Source organism: Amycolatopsis eburnea (assembly GCF_003937945.1).
Classification (GTDB): Bacteria; Actinomycetota; Actinomycetes; order Mycobacteriales; family Pseudonocardiaceae; genus Amycolatopsis; species Amycolatopsis eburnea.
The window spans coordinates 176,154-194,143 of the sequence record NZ_RSEC01000032.1 but is presented as its reverse complement, the minus strand read 5'-3'; the positions used below and the strand labels follow the sequence as shown (position 1 = coordinate 194,143).

Below are 17,990 nucleotides of genomic sequence, written 5' to 3'. Positions count from 1 at the left end.
CCGCCACCGCGCGGCCGGGATCAGCAGGCGCCGCCGTCGCTCCACACGGCCCACGAGGTGGGCGCGCCGGGCTCGGCACCGGTCGAGTACCACAGGGACGTCCACTTGTGACCGTTGTGGCCGACGACGTCGTTGGGCACGTACGCCTTGGCCACGTCCCACTCGGCGAGGCCGTCGCAGCCGGTCGGCGGGGTGCCGGTGCCGACGGTCAGCGAGAACTGCGCGCTGTGGTCGGCGTCGGGGCCGTCGCCGGAGACCGTCACCTGGCTGGTGCCCTGCGGCGTGGACGCCGACGTGGTGATGGTCAGCGTGGCGGTGCCGCCGGACTGGATGCTCGCCGGGCTGATCGTCGCCTTCGCGCCCTCGGGCAGTCCGGTGGCCAGCAGCTGGACGGTCTGGGCGGTGCCCGACGTGACCCGCGTGGTGATGGTCGTGGTCGCCGTCTGCCCGGGCTGGACGGACGCCGACGTCGGCGACAGCGTCAGGGAGTAGTCGTTGCCGGCCGGCGGCTGGCCGCTGCACGTCGGCTCACCGCTGACCGCGGGGACGCTCACCGCGTCCCAGGCGGCCTTGGTGGAGTTGAACTCCGTGCAGCTGCCCGGGAACAGCGCGATCGCCGCTTCCAGCGTGGCCTTGCGGGCCGCGCGGTGGTTCCACGACGAGGTCTTCTTCAGCAGGCCGTTGTAGAAGATCTTGCCCGCCTTCTGGATGCCGATGCCGGTCACGCTGGAGCCGTTGCACGTCGGGCTGGTCGGCCCGCCGGACCCGTTGCTGCCCTGGGAAAGCAGGTAGAACCAGTGGTTCTGCGGGCCCGCGGCGGCGTGCACCTCGGTGTTCGGGATCGAGGACGAGTAGCAGTTCGGGTCGCCGATCTGGCCCGGGTTGTACATGTAGCGGATCGGGCCCTGGCCGACCAGGTTGACGCCTTCGCCGACGGTGAAGTCGGGGGTGTCGACCGGGTTGTTGGCGTAGTACTCGGTCAGCGCGCCGAAGATGTCGCCGGTGGACTCGTTGAGGCCGCCGTTCTCGTTGCCGGACCCGGCGCCGCCCGGGGTGGTCTGGAAGATGGCGTGCCCGAACTCGTGGCCGACGACGTCCATCGGGGTCGCCTGGCGGCGGTTGTCCTGCGAGTGCCCGAAGTGCGTCGACGAACCGTCCCAGTAGGCGTTGACGTCGTTGAGGCCGACGCTCGCGCGGAAGCCGCCGCCTGCCCCGTCGATGCCGTTGCGGCCGAGCCAGTCGTTGAGCATCTTCCACTCGGTCTGGACGCTGTAGAGCGTGTCGACGCAGGCGGTTTCGAGGTCGGTGCCGGAGCCGTTGCCCCAGCTGTTGCTGCTCTTGGTGAAGATCGAGCCGCCCTCGCGGCCGCAGGCGATGCCGCGGCGGCCGGGGTCGGTCATCGAGTAGGAGCTGCCGGAGCCGGACGTGTCGATCGAGACGGTGCCGGCGTAGTAGGAGTTGCCGGTGCCCGCCTCGCGGACGTCGTCGCGGGTGTCCAGCACGGCGCCGGTGGCGCTGTCGACGAAGACGTGCAGGTGGGTGGGCTTGCCGCGGTCGCGGCCGCTGACGACGACCTCGTAGGCGAGCTTGGGGGCGTCGCCGGCCAGCACGACCAGCTTCGGCGCGTCCGCCTTGTCCACTGTGGACACCTTGGCGGCGGCGATCTTCGCCGCCTGCGCGGCGCTCAGCGTGGCCTGGGTGCCGACGGTGATGGGCGCGGTCTTCGCGGCCTCGGTGCCGCGGACGCGCCCGGCCCCGTCGGCGACGACGACCGCGTCCCCGCCGACGACCGGCAGGCCGTGGTAGGTGCGCTGGTAGGAGGCGAAGTAGAGCCCGCCGCCACCCGGGGTGACCCCGGTGCGGACGAAGGCCTCCCCGGCGCCCTTGGCGAGCCGGTCGGCGCCGCTGAGGGCAGCCTGGTCGGCGGCTCGCGCGGCGAGCGCCTCGGGTGGGGTGGCGGCGGGGGGTGCGGAGGCGGCGGCCGGGATCACCGGCACCGCGAAGCTCAAGGCCAGGCCGGCGATCGCCGCCAGCCCTCGTGGGGATCTCATGGGGAACCTTTCCGGGGACCGTGGGGAGTGTGTCCGCCGGAATAACTGCTGTTATTGCGCCGGACGCGTCCGAGTAAAGGGTTCCGGTCGTGCGCCGGTCAATGGGCCGAACGGAGTAGTGGCGGCTCGCGAAGATCACGGCGTTCGGGGCGAAACCGCAGGAAACGGCCGGGTTGGCGACTGGTCTGAACCAATTCACCAACTTTGGTAGGAACTTCGGCGTTGGTCCGGACCACCGAGCCCAGTGGTCCGGGAAATCAGCCCTCGGTGCCCGCCGCCGAGTCGAGGCCGCGGCGGTAGGCCTCGATGGCCTCGGTCAGCTGACCACGTTGTCGGAGCGCGTCGCCGAGCCGCAGCGACGTCGAAACCGCCGCCCCGTGCAGGGACGCGCCCCGCTGGATCTCCGCCGCTTCGCGCAGCAGCCGGATCGCCGTCTCCAGGTCGCCCTGGGCGGCCGCGATCTGCCCGCGCAGGCCGGTCGCCTCGCCCAGCGCCTCGACGTCGCGGGCCAGCAGCGGCCAGACCTCCGCGACCAGCGCCGCCGCCTCGTCCGGGGCGTCCTGGCGGAGCCGGACCTCGGCCAGCTCGACCGTCGCACCGGCCAGGCCTTCGTCGGAGCCGATGGTCGCCAGCTGGTCGCGGGCCGCCGTCAGCTCGGAGCGGGCTTCGTCGAGGCGGCCGAGCCGTCGCAGGAGATAGCCGCGGGCCCAGCGGCAGCGGGCCGCGTCGCGGTCGAAGCCCACCGACTCGAACAGCCGGCACGCCTCCGTCAGGTCCCGCAACGCCTGGTCCGCGCGCCCGATCGCCTGCCACACCTGCGACGCCTGGCGGTGGAAGCGCGCCACGAAGTCCGGCCGCGTCGCCGCGCGGGCCAGGCGACGGCCGTCCTCGGCGGCGCGGCGGGCGCGGTGCAGGCCGCCCATCTCCATCAGCGGGTGGATCAACGCGCTGAGCAGGCACAGCTCGGCGTCCGGGTCGGCCGGGTCCGCGGCCAGCTCCGCCTCGACGCGCGCGATCCCCGCGCCCGCGTCGCCGCTCAGGTACCGGCAGCCGGACCAGCGGTGCACGATCATCGCCCGCAGCCACGGCGGCGCCGCGGCCGCCAGCTCGTCGGCGTGCTCCAGCTCCGCCTGCGCGCCGGCGACGTCGAAGAGCTGCCACTTCACCTCGGCCTGGCAGAACCGCGCGTAGCACTCGACGTCGTCGAGGTGGTAGCCGGCGGCCTGCTTCGCCACCGCGGCGAACCGCGTCTCCGCGTCGGCGACGCGGCCCTGCTCCAGGTCGCGGTAGCCCTCGTCCAGCGACGCGCGCAGCTCGTCGGCGACGCCCGGGGGACGGTCGAACCGCAGCTCGTCGACGGTGAGCCCGAAGCGTTCGGCCAGGTAGGCCAGCATCTCGTCCGACGGCGGGCGGCTGCCGGTCTCGACCTTCGCCAGGAAGCCGCGGTCGTAGCCGGGCTCGGCGAGCTCGCGCTGGGTCCACCCGCGGTCGGTGCGCAACCGCCGGATCCGCGCGCCGAGCGGTTCGGTCATCTCCCCACGGTAGGTCATCGGTGCCGCCATCGCGGAAACGGACATATTGACGCCCTGGTCGCCGTCAGGCTAGCGTTTAATAGGAAACTTTCCTAACAAAGCGGAGGCCGATCATGCGCCTGCTTCCCCTCGCGACGGCGGCCGCCCTCGCCGTGCCCCTCGCCGCCGCCCCGGCCGAGGCCGCGACCCCGGCCGAGGTGCGCGTCGACCAAGTCGGCTACGCGCTGGGGGAGGCCAAGCACGCGTACCTGCTCGGGAGCGTGCCGGGGCCGTTCACCGTCGTCGACGAGCGCGGGCACACCGTCCGGAAGGGACGGACCGGCGCGAGCCTCGGTGCCTGGAACGCTCGCTACCCGGCGGTGTTCGACCTCGATCTGTCCACTCTGGACCGGTCGGGCACCTACCGGGTCAAGGCCGCGGGCGCGACCTCACCGCCGTTCCGGATCGACACCGCGAGCCGGCTGTTCCGCCCGCTCGTGCGCGCCACCACCGAGTTCTTCCAGGCCCAGCGCGACGGCCACGACGTCATCCCCGGGCGCCTCGGCCGCAAGCCCTCGCACCTGGCCGACCGGACGGCGACCGTGTACGCGGAACCGAAGTTCGCCGGCGAGGGCGGCGACGAGATCGTCGAGCCGCTGAAGCCGGCCGGCGGCCCGGTCGACGTCGAAGGAGGCTGGGTCGACGCCGGCGACTTCGTGAAGTTCACGTCCAACACCGCGTATTCGTTGGCCGAGCTGGGTTTCGTCCTGCGTGAGGACCCCGATCCGGTGCTGGCGAAGGAGGTCCGGTTCGGCCTCGACTGGCTCGACAAGGTGTGGGACGGCCGGACCAGGACCCTCTACGCCCAGGTCGGCATCGGCACCGGCAGCGAGGAGTTCGGCTTCCTCGGCGACCACGACGTCTGGCGCAACCCGCAGGACGACGACGCGCTCGACGTCAAGCCCGGCGACCCCGCGTACTTCGTCAAGCACCGCCCGGTGTTCCCGGCCGGCCCGGCGGGCGCGCCGCTGTCGCCGAACCTCGCCGGGCGCGTCGCCGCCGCGTTCGCGCTCGGCGCGCAGGTGTACGCGCACCGCGACCCGCGGCTGGCCCGCCACTACCTGACCGAAGCCGCGGCGGTGTTCGGCCAGGCCAAGACATCGGGTGTCGGCGAGCTGGTCACCGCGTTCCCGCACGCCTACTACCCGGAATCGTCCTGGGAGGACGATCTCGAGCTGGGTGCCACGCAGCTCGCGCTGGCGGCGCGTGCCTTGAAGGACCCGCGTGCGAACGGCTGGGCCCGCGACGCGGCGAAGTGGGCGAAGGCGTACATCGGCAGCGGCGACACGAGCACGTTGAACCTCTACGACACCAGCGCGCTCGCCCACGCCGACCTGGCCGGGCTGCTGCGCACCGGCGTCCCCGGCGCCGCGCTCGGCGTTCGCGAGCTGGCCGCGGACCTGCGCCGCCAGCTCGACTCCGGCGTCGAGGCGGCGAAGAAGAGCCCATTCCGGACGGCGGTCGCCGTCACCGACTTCGACGCCGCCAGCAAGAGCTTCGGCTTCGCCGCCACCGCGCGGCTCTACCAGCGCGTCACCGGCGACACCCGCTACGCCGCGTTCGGCGCGCAGCAGCGCGACTTCACGCTCGGCGCCAACGCCTGGGGCGTCTCGCTCGTGGTCGGCGTCGGCTCGACGTCACCGCAGTGCCCGCACCACCAGGCCGCGAACCTGGCCGGCCCGTCGAAGGTGCTGTACGGCGCGGTCGTCAACGGCCCGAACGGCGCGGACAACTTCGCCGACCTGCCGTTCCCCGCGGGTGCCAAGGAATGCACCCGGCCGTACGAATCGTTCGACGGGCAGGGAAGCCGCTACGCCGACGACCTGAGTTCGTGGCCCAGCAACGAACCGGCCATCGACTTCACCTCGACGGCGCTGTTGGCGTTCTCGCTGGCGGGCAGGCCGTAGCCGGTGCCCTGGTGACTCAGGCGACGCCTTCGCTCGGCCGCTTGTGGTAGGTGTCCACGTACTCCTGGCCCGAGATCTCCAGGATCGCGTACATCACCTCGTCGGTGACCGACCGGCGGATCGCCGGCGCGTAGTCCTGGCCCTCGTAGCGGGAGAAGTCCAGCGGCTTGCCGAACGTGATGGAGATCTTCGCGAGCCGCGGGATCTTCGCGCCGCCGGGCTGGAGCTTCTCGGTGCCGGTCAGCGCGACCGGCACCACCTTGGCGCCGGTCGCCAGCGCGAGGGCCGCGACGCCGGTGTGGCCGCGGTGCAGGCGGCCGTCCAGGGACCGGGTGCCCTCCGGGTAGATCGCGAAGACGCCGCCCGCGTCGAGGACCTTGCGCGCCGCCTCCAGGGCGGCGAGCCCCGCCTGGGCGTTGCCGCGCTCGACCGGGACGTAGCCGAGGCCGCCGAGGAAGCCCGCCAGTGCCTTGCCCTTGAGGCCCTTGCCGACGAAGTACTCCGCCTTGCCGAGGAACTTGACCTGCCGCGGGGTCGTGAACGTGATCACGCCGGTGTCGAGCGCCGCCCGGTGGTTGGCCGCGAGCAGCACCGGGCCCGTGGCGGGCACGTTCTCCACGCCGTGCACCTCGGGCCGGTACAGCGCCCTGGCCAGCGGCCCCAGCACGAAGCGGACAAGCTGCGCGATCAAGTGGTCCTCCTCCTCGGTGGCGGTGACACCAGCATGGCACGATCGTTACCCGTGAGTTGGTTCGAGCGGCGTACGTGGCAGGAGCCCGGTTGGACGCCCGAGGACATCGTGACCGCGAAGGGTGACCGCACGGTTTCCGTCGTGCTACCGGCCCTCGACGAGGAGCGGACGGTGGGTGCGGTCGTCGCGTCGATCCGGCCCCTGGTCGGTTCGGTCGTCGACGAGCTCGTCGTCGTGGACTCGGGTTCGACGGACGCCACGGTCCGGACGGCCGAGGCCGCGGGCGCCCGGGTGGTCCGCCGCGAGGACGTGCTGCCGGACCTGCCGCCGGTCCCCGGCAAGGGCGAGGTGCTGTGGCGGTCGCTGGCCGCCACCAGCGGCGACCTCGTCGTCTTCCTCGACTCCGACCTGGTCGACCCGGACCCGGCGTTCGTGCCGTCGCTGCTCGGGCCGCTGGTCACCGAGCCGGGCGTGCACCTGGTCAAGGGCTTCTACCGCCGTCCGCTGCGGCTGGAGAGCAGCGGCGGCGGCCGCGTCACGGAGCTGCTCGCGCGCCCGGTGCTCTCGGCGCTGCGCCCGGCGCTCGGCGGGCTGGTCCAGCCGCTCGGCGGCGAGTACGCGGGCACGCGCGAGTTCCTCGAGTCGGTGCCGTTCGCCGCCGGGTACGGCGTCGAGATCGGGCTGCTCCTCGACGCCGAAGCGCGGTACGGCCTCGACGGGCTGGCCCAGGTCAACCTCGGTGTCCGCAAGCACCGGAACCGGTCGCTGCCCCAGCTCGGCGTGATGTCCCGGCAGATCCTCGGCACGGCGCTGGCGCGCTGCGGGGTGCCGGCCGCCGACGCGCCGTTCACGCAGTTCGTCCAGGTCGACGAGGAATGGCTGCCGGACGTCACGACCGTCCGGGTCGCCGACCGGCCGCCGATGCGGGAAGTGCTCGCCCGTCCTCGAGGGTGAGCACCTCGTCGAAGCCGTCGAGGTGCTCGGGGCGGTGGGTGACCAGCACGACCGTGCCCTTCGCGTGCGCGAGGACGTTCTTCAGGACGGCGTCGCCGTGCGCGGGGTCGAGGCCTTCGACGGGCTCGTCGAGCACGAGCACCGGCGGGGCGGCCAGGACCGCGCGGGCCAGGACCAGCCGCTGCCGCTGACCGCCGGAGAGGGCGTCGCCGTCCGGCCCGGTCTCGCGGTCGAGAGCCAGGCCGAACCCGGCGACCGCGCAGGCTTCCCGCAGCTCGTCGTCGGTGGCGGCCGGCTTCGCGAGGAGGAGGTTCTCGCGGACGGTGGCGTGGAAGACGTGCGCGTCGGCTTCGGCGCCCGAGATGACTTGCGCCAGGTCCGCGTACTCGCCGAGCGGGTGGCCGTCGAGGAGCACCCGGCCTTCGGTGGGGGACTGGCTGCCGAGCAGGAGGCGGAGCAGCGTCGTCTTCCCGGCGCCGCTGGGGCCGAGGATCCCGACGCGCTTGCCGGGCGGCAGGTCCAGGTCGACATGCCGTAGTGCGGGGGCGCGGCCCGGGTGGCGGACGCCGGCGTTCTCGAGCCTGAAGTGCCCTGGTCCCGGCGTCCGGGTGCCTTTTGGCGCGGGTGGCGCGGCGAGGACGGCCCGCACCCGGGCGGCCGACGCGCGGATCTCCGGCACCCGCCGGGCGGCGCCGATCAGCGGCAGGACCACCTCGAAGCCGGCCATGGCGGCCAGGGTGAGCGCGGCGGTCCAGGGCACGGAGGCGTCGGCCAGCAGCGCGACGGCGACCGTGGTGCCCAGCTGGACGAGCACCCCGGCGGCGGCGAGCAGCGCCGACGTGCCCGAGGTGGCCCGCTCGCTCGCGGCGATCCCGGCCACGACGCCGGTCGCCCGGGCGCGGTGTTCGGCCAGCGCGCCGGCGGCGACCAGCTCCCGGTGCCCGGTGACGAGTTCGACGGCGCGTTCGGCCAGTTCGGCCCGTTTCGGGGCGGTTTCCCGCGCGGCCCGTGCGGTGACGCGGACGACCAGCCAGGGCAGCAGCACTCCGGTGACCAGCAACCCCGCGGCCAGCGCGGCGGCGGCGGGAGCGGAAGCGGTGGCCGTGACGGCGACGGCGGCGACCCCCACGATCGCGGCGACACCGGCGGGCAGCAGCCACCGCAGGACCGCGTCCTGCAGCGCGTCCACATCGGACACGAGCCGGGTGACGAGGTCGCCGCCGGAGAAGGACGAGCCGGGCACGAGGGCCTGGTAGACCCGGGTGCGGAGCGTGCCGAGCCAGCGCAGCACGACTTCGTGCCCGGCGAGCCGCTCGGCGTAGCGGAGGCCGCCGCGCAGCAGGGCGAGGGTCCGGACCCCGACGATGGCGACGGTGAGCGCGCCGAGCGGGGGCCGTTCGGCGGCGCGGAGCAGCAGCCAGGCGGCGGTGGCCATCAGCGCGAGCGCGGCGAGTTCGGCTCCGGCACCGAGGAGGGCGGCGCGGACGAGGCGGAGAGTGTCCCTTGTGGACACGGCCCAGAGGTTCACGCGGCCACCTCCGCCACCCCCAAGCGCCCCAATGTGGCGTTGGTTGCGTTCAACGCACCGAACGCCACATTGGGTGCGTTGGACGCACCGAACGCCACATTGGGTGCGTTGGACGCACCGAACGCCACATTGGGTGCGTTGGACGCACCGAACGCCACATTGGGGCGCTTGGGTCGGGTGGTTCACGCCGCCACCTCCGCGCGAATCCGGCCGTCCCGCAGCTCCACCACCCGGTCCGCCAGCGTCACCATCGCCGGCCGGTGGGCGACGAGCACCGCGGTCCGGTCCGGCAGCAGCCGCCGGGTCGCCGACAAGACCGTCTCCTCCGTCCGCGAGTCCAGCCGGGTCGTCGGCTCGTCCAGCAACACCAGCCCCGCTGACGTCCGGGCCAGCGCCCGCGCCAGACCCACGCGCTGCCGCTGGCCCGCCGACAAGCCCTCGCCCAGCTCGCCCACCGGCGTCGAGTACCCCGCGGGCAAGCCCGCCGCCACCGAGTCCAGCGCCGCGGCCCGAGCCGCGGCCGGGACGTCGGCCTGCTGTCCCAAAGCGATGTTCTCCGCCAGCGTCCCCCGGAACAATGTCGGCCGCTGCGGCACCCAGGCCACCTCGGCGAGCCAGTCCTCCGGCGACAGCGAACGCAGGTCCACCCCGTCGACGAGCACCCGCCCCGACGAGGGCGCCACGAACCCCAGCAGCACCGCCAGCAGCGTGCTCTTCCCCGACCCGCTCGGCCCCACCACCGCGATCCGCGCCCCCGCCGGAACGCGCAGGTCCACATCGGACAGCACCGGAACCCCGTCGTAGCAGACCGAAACCCGGTCCAGCTCCAGCGAAGGCGCACCCCGCCGCCGGGTGGCGACAGCCGAGCGCGGGGTGACCAGCGGTACCGCCAGGGCTTCCCGCAACGCCGTCAACCCCTCGGCCGCCGCGTGGAACTTCGCGCCCGCCGCGCGCAGGGGCAGGTACGCCTCCGGGGCCAGGACCAGCACCAGCATCGCCGTCCGCGCGTCGAGGCCGCCGTCGAGGAGGCGGAACCCGATCGGCACCGCCACCAGCGCCACCGACATGGTCGCCACCAGCTCCAGCACCAGCGCGGAAAGGAACGCGATCCGCAACGTCTTCAGCGTCGCGTCGGCGTGGGCGGCCGCCATCGAACGGACCGTCGAGGCCTGCGCCGCCGCCCGGCCGAACAGCCGGAGCGTCCCGAGACCCCGCACCACGTCGAGGAAATGGCCACCGAGGCGGAGCAGCAGCGACCACTGGCGCTCGGTCCGCGCCGCCGTGTGCTTGCCGACCAGGATCGCGAACACCGGGATCAGCGGCAACGTCGCCGTGACGACCAGCGCCGACACCAGGTCCGTCGCGAACAGCCGCGCGATCACCGCGACCGGCACCACCACCGACACGACCAGCGACGGGAGGTAGCCGGTCAGGTAGCTGTCCGTGGCGTCGGCCCCGCGCGTCACCTGAGTGGCGACGACGCCCGCCCGATCGGCGCGCGAGTCGAGCAACCGGCGGCGCAGGCCGGCGCGCACCGAAGCCGCGAACCGTCCACTGAGGACACCGTGGCCCCACGAAAGCAGCACCCGCGCGGCGATCGCGATGACCAGGAACAGCGAGACACCACCACCGGTGAGCAGCGTGGCGAGACCTTCGGCCTGGAGCAGCACCGAAGCGGCAGTGAGCACCCCGAGCGTGGCCAGCACGGCCAGGTAGCGCCGGAGTCCGGGCAGAGCGGGCACGGCGTTCCCCCTAGAAGTGCAGCAGCGAGCGCTGGTCGACGGGGTGGCGGTGGGCGCGCCAGGTCAGCCACTGCACGACCAGCAGCACCAGCACCGACGGCGGCGCGAACCACGCCAGGAGCGCGAACGTCCCCGGTGCCGTCGCCGCCTGCTCGACCGTCAGCGCGTACCCGGGCGAGACCAGGACCGCGGGGAACCGCAGCGTGCCGGCGAGCAGGGCCGGGCAGGCGGCCAGGACCATCGAGCCGACGAGCGCGACGCGGTTCCGCCGCAGCGCCAGGCCGAGCCGCGTGACGGCGAGCGCGGCGAAAGCCAGCACGGCCACGCCCACGCCGAGCGCCGTCACGCCGTCGAGCGCGAAGGCGCTCCACACCGTCGCGATCACCAGGAACGCGAGCACGGGCGCGGTGAACGCGCGGGCCAGCCGCACCGCCCGCCCGGTCAGCTCGGCCGGGGCGCGCACGGCGAGGAACGCCGCGCCCTGCAAGGCGAACAGCGCCACGAACCCGAGCCCCCACAGCACGGCGTACGGGCTGAAGAGCGCGAGGACGTCCCCGGACGGCGAGCCGTCGGCAGCCAGCGGCAGCCCGGCCACGAGGTTGCCGAGGAACAGGCCCCACGACACCGCCGTCACCAGCGCGCCGCCGACGATGCCCGCGGTCCAGGCGCCGCGCCGCGCGTCCGGGCGGCGGCTGCGCAGCTGCATCGACGCCGTGAACGTGACCAGGCCGAGCAGCAGCGTCACGACCAGGACGTACGCCCCGGCGAACACCTTGCCCTCCAGGTGCGGGAACGCGCCGAACAACAGCCCGACCGCGGCGACCAGCCACACCTCGTTGGCCAGGAAGAACGGGCCGAGCGCGCCGAGCGTCTGCCGGCGTCGTCGTTCGTCGGTCTCGAACACCGGCAGGAGCATGCCGACGCCGTAGTCGTAGCCCGCGAGCGCGAAGTACCCGCAGGTCAGCAGGCCCAGCACGCACCACCACAAGGTCACCATCGGTCAGACTCCGCTCAGGACGGGCAGCTCGGCCGGCTCGCCGGCCGGGTCCGGGCCGCGCTTGGCGACCCGCGCCATGAGCACCCAGTCGGCCACCGCGAGCGCGGCGAACAGCAGCGAGAAAGCGATGAAGGAGAACAGGATCTGGCCGGCCGGGACGTCCGCGACCGCGTCGGCGGTGCGCAGCTTCCCCCAGATCAGCCACGGCTGGCGGCCGAGTTCGCGCACCAGCCAGCCCATGATCGACGCGACGAACGGCAGCGGGATCGCCGCGACCATCAGGTAGTGCAGGAGCCGCGCCTTGGTGAGCCAGTTCCGGAACAGCAGCAGCGTGCCGAGGAGCGCGCAGAGGAGCATCGCGAACCCGAGCGTGATCATCAAGCCGAGCGGCGCGCCCACCGCCGCTTCGCCCAGCTTGTCCGGTTGGTACATCTTCAGCTTGCCGAACTGCGCGAAACCCTGGTTGACCACGAAGATCGAGCCGATGAGCGCGGTGACGACGCCGAGCCGCATCGAACGGCGGAAGAACTCGACCTCCGCCGTGCGCTTGAGGAAGTGGTAGGCGCTGACACCGACGACGAAGAACCCGCCGGTCACCAGCGCGGCGCTGACGACGTGCGGCAGCGACGCGGCCAGCGCCGGGTTCGAGAACAGCGCGCCGAAGTCGTCGAGGTGCAGGGTGCCGCCTTCGAGCCGGCTGCCGACCGGGTTCTGCAGGAACGAGTTGGCCAGCATGATGAACAGCGCCGACGCGTACGCGGTCAGCGTGACCAGCCAGATCAGCGCCAGGTGCAGCCACTTGTGCATGCGGCCGAAGCCGAAGATCCACAGGCCGAGGAAGGTCGACTCCAGGAAGAACGCGACCAGCGTCTCGATGGCCAGCGGCGCGCCGAAGACGTCACCGGCGAAAGCGGAAAGCCCGGTCCAGGTCAGCCCGAACTGGAATTCCATCACTATTCCGGTGACGATCCCGAGCGCGTAATTGATCACGTACAAGCGGCCCCAGAAGCGGGTCATCCGCAGCAGCTCGGGCTTGCCGCCGACCGCCGCGCGCGTCTGCATCACGGCCACCATCGTGACCAACCCCAGCGTGAGCAGCACGAACAGGAAGTGGAACGAAGTCGTCGTCGCGAACTGGAGTCTCGCGACCGGGAGTGCGTCCATGTCGAGCGACTATATACGTAGCCTGGCTACATGTAGGCACCAAATCCATGAGATCCGGGTCATCTCCGGGAAATCCCCGGGTGTGCCCCCGGTGGCCGGGCAATAGCCTCTCCGGGGTGGGATGCGTAGACTGCGTACCTATGAAGGCGGACACCCTGCGCGGGCACCTCGACGCGTTGCTGCTGGCGGTGCTCGACGGCCGGAAGCTGCACGGCTACGCGATCATCGAGGCGCTCCAGCTGCGCAGCGACGGCGCGCTCGACCTGCCGACCGGCACGGTCTACCCGGCGCTGCGCCGGCTCGAGCGGGCCGGCTGGCTGGCCAGCGAGTGGGACGTCGTCTCCGGCCGCAAGCGGCGCACCTACCGGCTCACCCGCTCCGGCCAGCAGGCACTGGCCGCCGAACGCGCCGAGTGGCGGGAGTTCACCACGGTCATCGGGGGAGTGCTGGGGGCATGATCGACGAATACCTGGGCGACCTGGACCGCAGGCTGCACGGCTGCGGCCGGTTCAAGGCCGACCTGCTGGCGGAGGCCAGAGACGGCCTGCACGACGCCGCCGACGCGTACCGCGCGGGCGGCTGGAGCGACGAGGACGCCGAGCGCCGCGCGGTCGCCGACTTCGGCCCGGCGGCCGTCGTCGCCCGCGACTACCAGGCCGAGCTGGGCATGCTCAGCGGCGTCCGGACGCTGTGGAAGCTCGTCATCGGCGTCCCGGCGATGCAGATCGCGTGGGACTACGCCCGGATCCTCACCTTCGGCGAGTGGACGAGGATCTCGACGCCGACGCCGGAGTGGTACAAGGTCGTCACGCACGTCACCCACGGCGCGGTGTTCGTCGTGCCGGTGATCGGCGTGCTGGCCCTGCTCGGCATCCGCTGGCTGAGCCGCCACCTGGACGGCACCGGGCTCGCGCGGTTCTGCGGCACCCTCATCGCGATCGCGGTCGGCGTCAACCTGGCCTCGGTCGGGCTGCTGATCAGCACGACCGGGTTCGTGGACGCGTCACGGCTGTTCCTGAGCGTCCCGTGCGCGGTGCTGATGGTCGCCTGGGTGCTGCTTTCGCTCCGGCTCGTCGTGCTCGCGAGACGATCCTGGGGTGGGTATGCCACGATCGTCGCGTGACGACCGCGCTGATCTACCTCGTAGTCATGCTGCTGGTGGCCGCCGTGGTGTTCCTGCTGGCCGCCGTGGTCTTCGGCCGGGGTGAGGAGCTCGCCCCGCTGCCGCCGGGCAGCTCGCCGACGCGGCTGCCCGCCGAGGACATCACCGGCGAGGACCTGACCGAGGTCCGCTTCCAGCTGGTGCTGCGCGGCTACAAGATGTCCGAGGTGGACTGGGTGCTGCGCCGCCTCGGCGTCGAGCTGGACGAGCTGCGCGCCCGGGTCGCCGAGCTGGAGCAGCGCGAGCGCGACCGGGAGAGCACGCCCGAAGGGGCCCAGTGACGGATCTGATCCTGTCGGTCGACGTGCGCGCGCCGGCCGGGACGACCTGGCTCGCGCTCACCGACTGGACGCGCCAGGGCGAGTGGATGCTCGGCACCGAGGTCGAGGTCGTCGCGGGCAACGGCCGCAGCGTCGGGTCGCGCCTTTCGGCGTTCACCGGCGTGGCCGGCATCGGGTTCACGGACAAGATGGAGATCACGAGCTGGGAGCCGCCGGTGCGGTGCGCCGTCCGGCACCTCGGGAGCGTCGTGCAGGGCACCGGCGTGTTCCAGGTGGTGGCGAAGGGCGCGACGCGCTCGACGTTCGTCTGGGCCGAGCACCTGCGGCTGCCGTTCGGGCCGCTGGGCCGGCTCGGCTGGCCGGTGGTGCGGCCGGCGTTCGCGCTGGGCGTGCGCCAGTCGCTGCGGCGGTTCGCGCGGTTCGCGGAGAACTATTCGGTGGGTGGGGATGAGTGAGCTGTTCGGCACCGACGGCGTCCCGCGGTGCAGCTGGGGCAATTCGGCCCCGGACTACGTGGCCTACCACGACGAGGAGTGGGGCGTCCCGCTCCACGGCGAGGACGAGCTGTACGAGCGGCTGTGCCTCGAGTCGTTCCAGTCGGGGCTCTCGTGGATCACGATCCTGCGCAAGCGCGAGAACTTCCGGAAGGCGTTCAAGCGGTTCAAGCCGGCGAAGGTGGCGAAGTTCGGCGACGCCGACGTCGAGCGGCTGATGCAGGACGCGGGGATCGTGCGGAACCGGGCCAAGATCCTGGCCGCGATCAAGAACGCGCAGGCGATCGCCGCGCTGGACACGCCGCTGGACGACCTGCTGTGGTCGTTCGCGCCCACGTCGCATCGCCGTCCTCGCACCATGGCCGACGTCCCGGCGATCACGGACGAGTCCAAGGCGATGGCCAAGGAGCTGAAGAAGCGCGGGTTCGTCTTCCTCGGCCCGACCACGTGCTACGCGCTGATGCAGGCCACCGGCATGGTCGACGACCACGTCTCCGGCTGCTTCCGGGCCGCCAAAAGCCGTTAAGGCCACCTTACGGGCGTCAGACGCCCGTAAGGTGGCCTTGACGGCACGTCCTACTTGCCCTGGAAGTTCGGCTTGCGCTTGCCGACGAAGGCCTCGACGGCCTCGGTGTGGTCGGCGGTCGCGCCGAGCGCGGTCTGGGCGGCGTCCTCGGCGTCGAGGGCTTCCTCGAACGTCGACTGCGCGGCCAGGTTGAGCACGCCCTTGATCTTCGCGTAGGCCACCGTCGGACCGGCCGCGAGCTTCGCCGCCACCTGCTGGGCCCGGGCCGCCAGCTCCTCGTCCGGCACGACCTCGCCGACCAGGCCGAGGCGCAGCGCCTCCGTCGCGTCGACGGTCCGGGCCAGCAGCATCAGCTCGGCGGCGCGGCCGTAGCCGACCAGCCGCTGCAGCGTCCACGACGCACCCGAGTCCGGCCCGAGCCCGACGTTGGCGAAGGCCATCAGGAACGACGACGACTCGGCGGCGATCCGCAGGTCACTGGCGTAGGCGAAGGCGGCCCCGGCGCCGGCGGCGGTGCCGTTGATCGCGGCGATCACCGGCTTCTCCATCGACACGATCGCCTTGACGATCGGGTTGTAGTGCTCTTTCACCGTGTGTAGCGGGGCGGGGTCACCCGCTTGCAGCAGCCCGACGTGCTCCTTCAGGTCCTGGCCGGCGCAGAACGCCTTGCCCGAACCGGAAAGCACCACCGCGCGGACGGCTTCGTCGTCCGCCGCCTCGCGCAGCGCCGCGAGCAGTGCTTCCTTCAGCTCGACGGTCAGCGAGTTGTACGCCTGCGGCCGGTTGAGGGTGAGGGTGCGCACCCCGTCGGCGTCGGCGGTCAGCAGGACGTCGGATGTGGTCACGTCTTCTCCTTGCGCGGAAACATCGGTCGTCCGACAGTCTTCCACCCCGCGCGAGCCGCATACCAGCACCGATACGGCGGCAAAAGATCGGTCCGCTGATGCGCCCGGCCGCTGATGAGGGACAATGGACACCAGACCCGGCTGGCTTTCACGCGAGCGCGACCCGGGCGCGCCGGTTGAGACGGAGGGAGCACGCTATGGCGGCCATGAAGCCCCGGACCGGAGATGGTCCCCTCGAAGTGACTAAGGAGGGGCGGGGCCTCGTGATGCGCGTACCGCTCGAGGGCGGTGGGCGACTCGTCGTCGAACTTTCCGCGGAAGAAGCGAAGGACCTCGGCGCCGCTTTGGCGGAGGTCACCGGCTAGCAAGCCTCCCTCGAACCGTCCTTCCGTCGCACCCCGGTCTCCCTTCGGAGGCCGGGGTCGCGGTTCCTCAGCGCCCGGAGGTTGCTCACTGTGCGTAATCCGCTACCCCCCGTTCCGACCAGTCTGCTCGACATCGAGGTAACGGCGGAGCTCCGCCGCGGCACCCCGACGGCCCGGTTCGTGACCGCGCCCGCGGACGACGTGGAGTCCGAGCCCCTCGAGGTCGGCGGCATCCGGATCACCGGCAAGGCGGGCGACGTGCAGACGGTCCCCGGCGACGGTCCGCGCTGGGTGGCGGGCCTCGGCGACGGCGAGCCGAAGCAGTACCGCAAGACCGGCGCGGCGCTGGTCCGCGCGGTGAACGCGGCGCTGGCCGACGACGTCGACAACGGGGGCAAGGCGTTCCGCGCGGTGCAGGTCGAGCTGCCGGAGGAGGCGTCCGGCGAGCACGTGACCGAGCTGGCGCTCGGGCTGCTCCTGGGCGGCTACCGCTTCAAGGTGTCGGGTGAGGACCCGAAGCCGTCGGTGCGCACGGTGCGGCTGGTGACCGCCGACCCGGCCGCCGCCGAGCTGGTCGCGCGTGCTGCGGCGCTGGCCGCGGCGACGGCGCTGACCCGCGACCTGGCGAACACGCCGTCGAACGTGAAGAGCCCGGCGTGGCTGGCGGACACGGCGGCGAAGGTGGCCGGCCCGGGCGTCGAGGTGACGATCCGCGACGAGAAGTGGCTGACGACGCAGGGCTTCGGCGGCGTCGTGGCGGTCGGCGGCGGCTCGGCCCGCCCGCCGCGCCTGATCGAGATGGCGTACCGGCCGTCGGGCGCTTCGAAGCACCTGCTGCTGGTCGGCAAGGGCATCACGTTCGACACCGGTGGCCTGTCCATCAAGCCGGCCGACGGCATGCACCTGATGCGCACGGACATGGCGGGCGGCGCGGCCGTGATCGCCGCCACCCGCGCGATCGCGGCCCTCGGCCTGCCGGTGCGCGTGACGGCGCTGGTGCCCGCGGCGGAGAACCACGTGTCGGGCTCGTCGTACCGCCCCGGCGACATCGTCCGCCACTACGGCGGCAAGACGACCGAGGTCGGCAACACCGACGCGGAGGGCCGCATGGTCCTGGCCGACGCGCTGGCCTACGGCATCCGCAAGTTCAGCCCGGACTACGTCGTCGACGCGGCGACGCTGACGGGAGCGATGAAGGTCTCACTGGGCCTGCGCACGGGCGGGTTGTTCGCTTCGGACTCCGCGCTGGCTGATGCGGTGATCGGCGCGGGCGCGCGCGTGGGCGAGGCGTGGTGGCGCATGCCTCTGGTGGAGGACTACGCGGAGAACGTCCGCGGCGAGTTCGGCGACGTCCGGCAGACGCCCGGCGGCCCCGGCAGCATCACGGCGGCGCTGTTCCTGCGCGAGTTCACGTCGGGTCTGCCGTGGGCGCACCTGGACATCGCGGGACCGGCCCGGTCGGAGAAGAACTACGACGAGGTGGTGCCGGGAGCGACGGGCTTCGCGGCCCGGACCCTGGTGGAGCTGGCGGCCTCGCTGGGCTGAGGGGTTGTCCACATCCCGGCTGGGGTGTGGACAACCCGCTGTTCGTGGCCGGGTTCGTCGGTGGGTGCCGATACGCTGGAGCGGGGACGCCCCCCAGGGTTGGGCGGGGGCTGTCCGGTGGGGGATGGGGTGGCCTGACGGGGTGCCGGGCCCGGCCGGCAAAGGTC

General features: G+C 72.8%; 17 protein-coding genes. 9 read left to right on the top strand and 8 right to left on the bottom strand.

The window, feature by feature from the left end; all coding sequences use genetic code 11:
- Positions 1–20: 20 nt before the first annotated feature.
- Positions 21–2,051, bottom strand: a complete 2,031-nt coding sequence (locus EIY87_RS08560) for a M4 family metallopeptidase (RefSeq protein ID WP_125307123.1) — start codon at positions 2,049–2,051, stop codon at positions 21–23.
- A gap of 257 nt (positions 2,052–2,308) precedes the next feature.
- Positions 2,309–3,601, bottom strand: a complete 1,293-nt coding sequence (locus EIY87_RS08555; RefSeq protein WP_125307122.1) for a helix-turn-helix domain-containing protein — start codon at positions 3,599–3,601, stop codon at positions 2,309–2,311.
- Positions 3,602–3,696: 95 nt separating this feature from the next.
- Between EIY87_RS08555 and EIY87_RS08550 the strand changes: the two genes are divergently transcribed.
- Positions 3,697–5,529, top strand: coding sequence for a glycoside hydrolase family 9 protein (locus EIY87_RS08550; protein ID WP_125307121.1), 1,833 nt, complete (start codon positions 3,697–3,699; stop codon positions 5,527–5,529).
- 16 nt (positions 5,530–5,545) lie between these two features.
- Here the strand turns inward: EIY87_RS08550 and EIY87_RS08545 are convergent, their stop codons facing one another.
- Positions 5,546–6,220 carry a lysophospholipid acyltransferase family protein gene (locus EIY87_RS08545; protein WP_125307120.1) on the bottom strand — a complete coding sequence of 225 codons (675 nt, stop codon included), beginning with the start codon at positions 6,218–6,220 and terminating at the stop codon, positions 5,546–5,548.
- Between the two features lie 51 nt (positions 6,221–6,271).
- Between EIY87_RS08545 and EIY87_RS08540 the strand changes: the two genes are divergently transcribed.
- Entirely contained in the window at positions 6,272–7,174 is a 903-nt protein-coding gene (locus EIY87_RS08540; protein WP_125307119.1) for a glucosyl-3-phosphoglycerate synthase, read from the top strand.
- Here the strand turns inward: EIY87_RS08540 and cydC are convergent.
- The 4 genes from cydC to EIY87_RS08520 form a co-directional block, all read right to left on the bottom strand.
- On the bottom strand, positions 7,110–8,702 hold the full coding sequence (cydC, locus tag EIY87_RS08535; RefSeq protein WP_125307118.1) for a thiol reductant ABC exporter subunit CydC: 1,593 nt from the start codon (positions 8,700–8,702) through the stop codon (positions 7,110–7,112). The two genes, EIY87_RS08540 and cydC, sit on opposite strands and share 65 nt — an antisense overlap.
- A 182-nt stretch (positions 8,703–8,884) precedes the next feature.
- The gene (cydD, locus tag EIY87_RS08530; protein ID WP_191984013.1) at positions 8,885–10,444 is read right to left on the bottom strand and encodes a thiol reductant ABC exporter subunit CydD; all 1,560 of its coding nucleotides are present in this window, start codon (positions 10,442–10,444) and stop codon (positions 8,885–8,887) included.
- Between the two features lie 10 nt (positions 10,445–10,454).
- A complete protein-coding gene (gene cydB, locus EIY87_RS08525) occupies positions 10,455–11,441 on the bottom strand; it encodes a cytochrome d ubiquinol oxidase subunit II (RefSeq protein WP_125307117.1) in 987 nt (328 codons plus the stop codon).
- 3 nt (positions 11,442–11,444) lie between these two features.
- Positions 11,445–12,605 carry a cytochrome ubiquinol oxidase subunit I gene (locus EIY87_RS08520; RefSeq protein WP_125307116.1) on the bottom strand — a complete coding sequence of 387 codons (1,161 nt, stop codon included), beginning with the start codon at positions 12,603–12,605 and terminating at the stop codon, positions 11,445–11,447.
- A gap of 140 nt (positions 12,606–12,745) precedes the next feature.
- Here EIY87_RS08520 and EIY87_RS08515 point away from each other — a divergent pair, with 140 nt between their 5' ends.
- Genes EIY87_RS08515 through EIY87_RS08495 form a run of 5 tightly spaced genes read left to right on the top strand, consistent with a single transcriptional unit; the run spans position 12,746 to position 15,068 of the window.
- The gene (locus EIY87_RS08515) at positions 12,746–13,063 is read left to right on the top strand and encodes a helix-turn-helix transcriptional regulator (RefSeq protein WP_125307115.1); all 318 of its coding nucleotides are present in this window, start codon (positions 12,746–12,748) and stop codon (positions 13,061–13,063) included.
- Entirely contained in the window at positions 13,060–13,728 is a 669-nt protein-coding gene (locus EIY87_RS08510) for a permease prefix domain 1-containing protein (protein ID WP_125307114.1), read from the top strand. Before EIY87_RS08515 ends, EIY87_RS08510 begins: the two co-directional genes overlap by 4 nt.
- Positions 13,725–14,048 (top strand): DivIVA domain-containing protein, encoded by a 324-nt coding sequence (locus tag EIY87_RS08505; protein WP_125307113.1) that lies wholly within the window; start codon positions 13,725–13,727, stop codon positions 14,046–14,048. Before EIY87_RS08510 ends, EIY87_RS08505 begins: the two co-directional genes overlap by 4 nt.
- Positions 14,045–14,503, top strand: coding sequence for an SRPBCC family protein (locus EIY87_RS08500; protein WP_125307112.1), 459 nt, complete (start codon positions 14,045–14,047; stop codon positions 14,501–14,503). Before EIY87_RS08505 ends, EIY87_RS08500 begins: the two co-directional genes overlap by 4 nt.
- A complete protein-coding gene (locus EIY87_RS08495; RefSeq protein WP_125307111.1) occupies positions 14,496–15,068 on the top strand; it encodes a DNA-3-methyladenine glycosylase I in 573 nt (190 codons plus the stop codon). Before EIY87_RS08500 ends, EIY87_RS08495 begins: the two co-directional genes overlap by 8 nt.
- A 50-nt stretch (positions 15,069–15,118) precedes the next feature.
- On the opposite strand, the gene EIY87_RS08490 is transcribed toward EIY87_RS08495, so the two are convergent.
- The gene (locus EIY87_RS08490) at positions 15,119–15,913 is read right to left on the bottom strand and encodes an enoyl-CoA hydratase-related protein (protein ID WP_125307110.1); all 795 of its coding nucleotides are present in this window, start codon (positions 15,911–15,913) and stop codon (positions 15,119–15,121) included.
- Positions 15,914–16,110: 197 nt separating this feature from the next.
- Here EIY87_RS08490 and EIY87_RS08485 point away from each other — a divergent pair, with 197 nt between their 5' ends.
- Entirely contained in the window at positions 16,111–16,278 is a 168-nt protein-coding gene (locus tag EIY87_RS08485; protein WP_013222969.1) for a DUF3117 domain-containing protein, read from the top strand.
- 90 nt (positions 16,279–16,368) lie between these two features.
- Complete coding sequence (locus EIY87_RS08480; protein WP_125307109.1) at positions 16,369–17,823, top strand: leucyl aminopeptidase family protein; 1,455 nt, start codon at positions 16,369–16,371, stop codon at positions 17,821–17,823.
- Positions 17,824–17,990 lie beyond the last annotated feature (167 nt).

What these genes read in the sequence shown, in the direction of transcription:
- EIY87_RS08520 (WP_125307116.1), bottom strand. Translation starts at nt 12,605, where the DNA reads ATGGACGCACTCCCGGTCGCGAGACTCCAGTTCGCGACGACGACTTCG.
- EIY87_RS08510 (WP_125307114.1), top strand. Translation starts at nt 13,060, where the DNA reads ATGATCGACGAATACCTGGGCGACCTGGACCGCAGGCTGCACGGCTGC.
- EIY87_RS08495 (WP_125307111.1), top strand. Translation starts at nt 14,496, where the DNA reads ATGAGTGAGCTGTTCGGCACCGACGGCGTCCCGCGGTGCAGCTGGGGC.
- EIY87_RS08515 (WP_125307115.1), top strand. Translation starts at nt 12,746, where the DNA reads ATGAAGGCGGACACCCTGCGCGGGCACCTCGACGCGTTGCTGCTGGCG.
- EIY87_RS08560 (WP_125307123.1), bottom strand. Translation starts at nt 2,051, where the DNA reads ATGAGATCCCCACGAGGGCTGGCGGCGATCGCCGGCCTGGCCTTGAGC.
- EIY87_RS08555 (WP_125307122.1), bottom strand. Translation starts at nt 3,601, where the DNA reads ATGACCTACCGTGGGGAGATGACCGAACCGCTCGGCGCGCGGATCCGG.
- cydB (WP_125307117.1), bottom strand. Translation starts at nt 11,441, where the DNA reads ATGGTGACCTTGTGGTGGTGCGTGCTGGGCCTGCTGACCTGCGGGTAC.
- EIY87_RS08550 (WP_125307121.1), top strand. Translation starts at nt 3,697, where the DNA reads ATGCGCCTGCTTCCCCTCGCGACGGCGGCCGCCCTCGCCGTGCCCCTC.
- EIY87_RS08485 (WP_013222969.1), top strand. Translation starts at nt 16,111, where the DNA reads ATGGCGGCCATGAAGCCCCGGACCGGAGATGGTCCCCTCGAAGTGACT.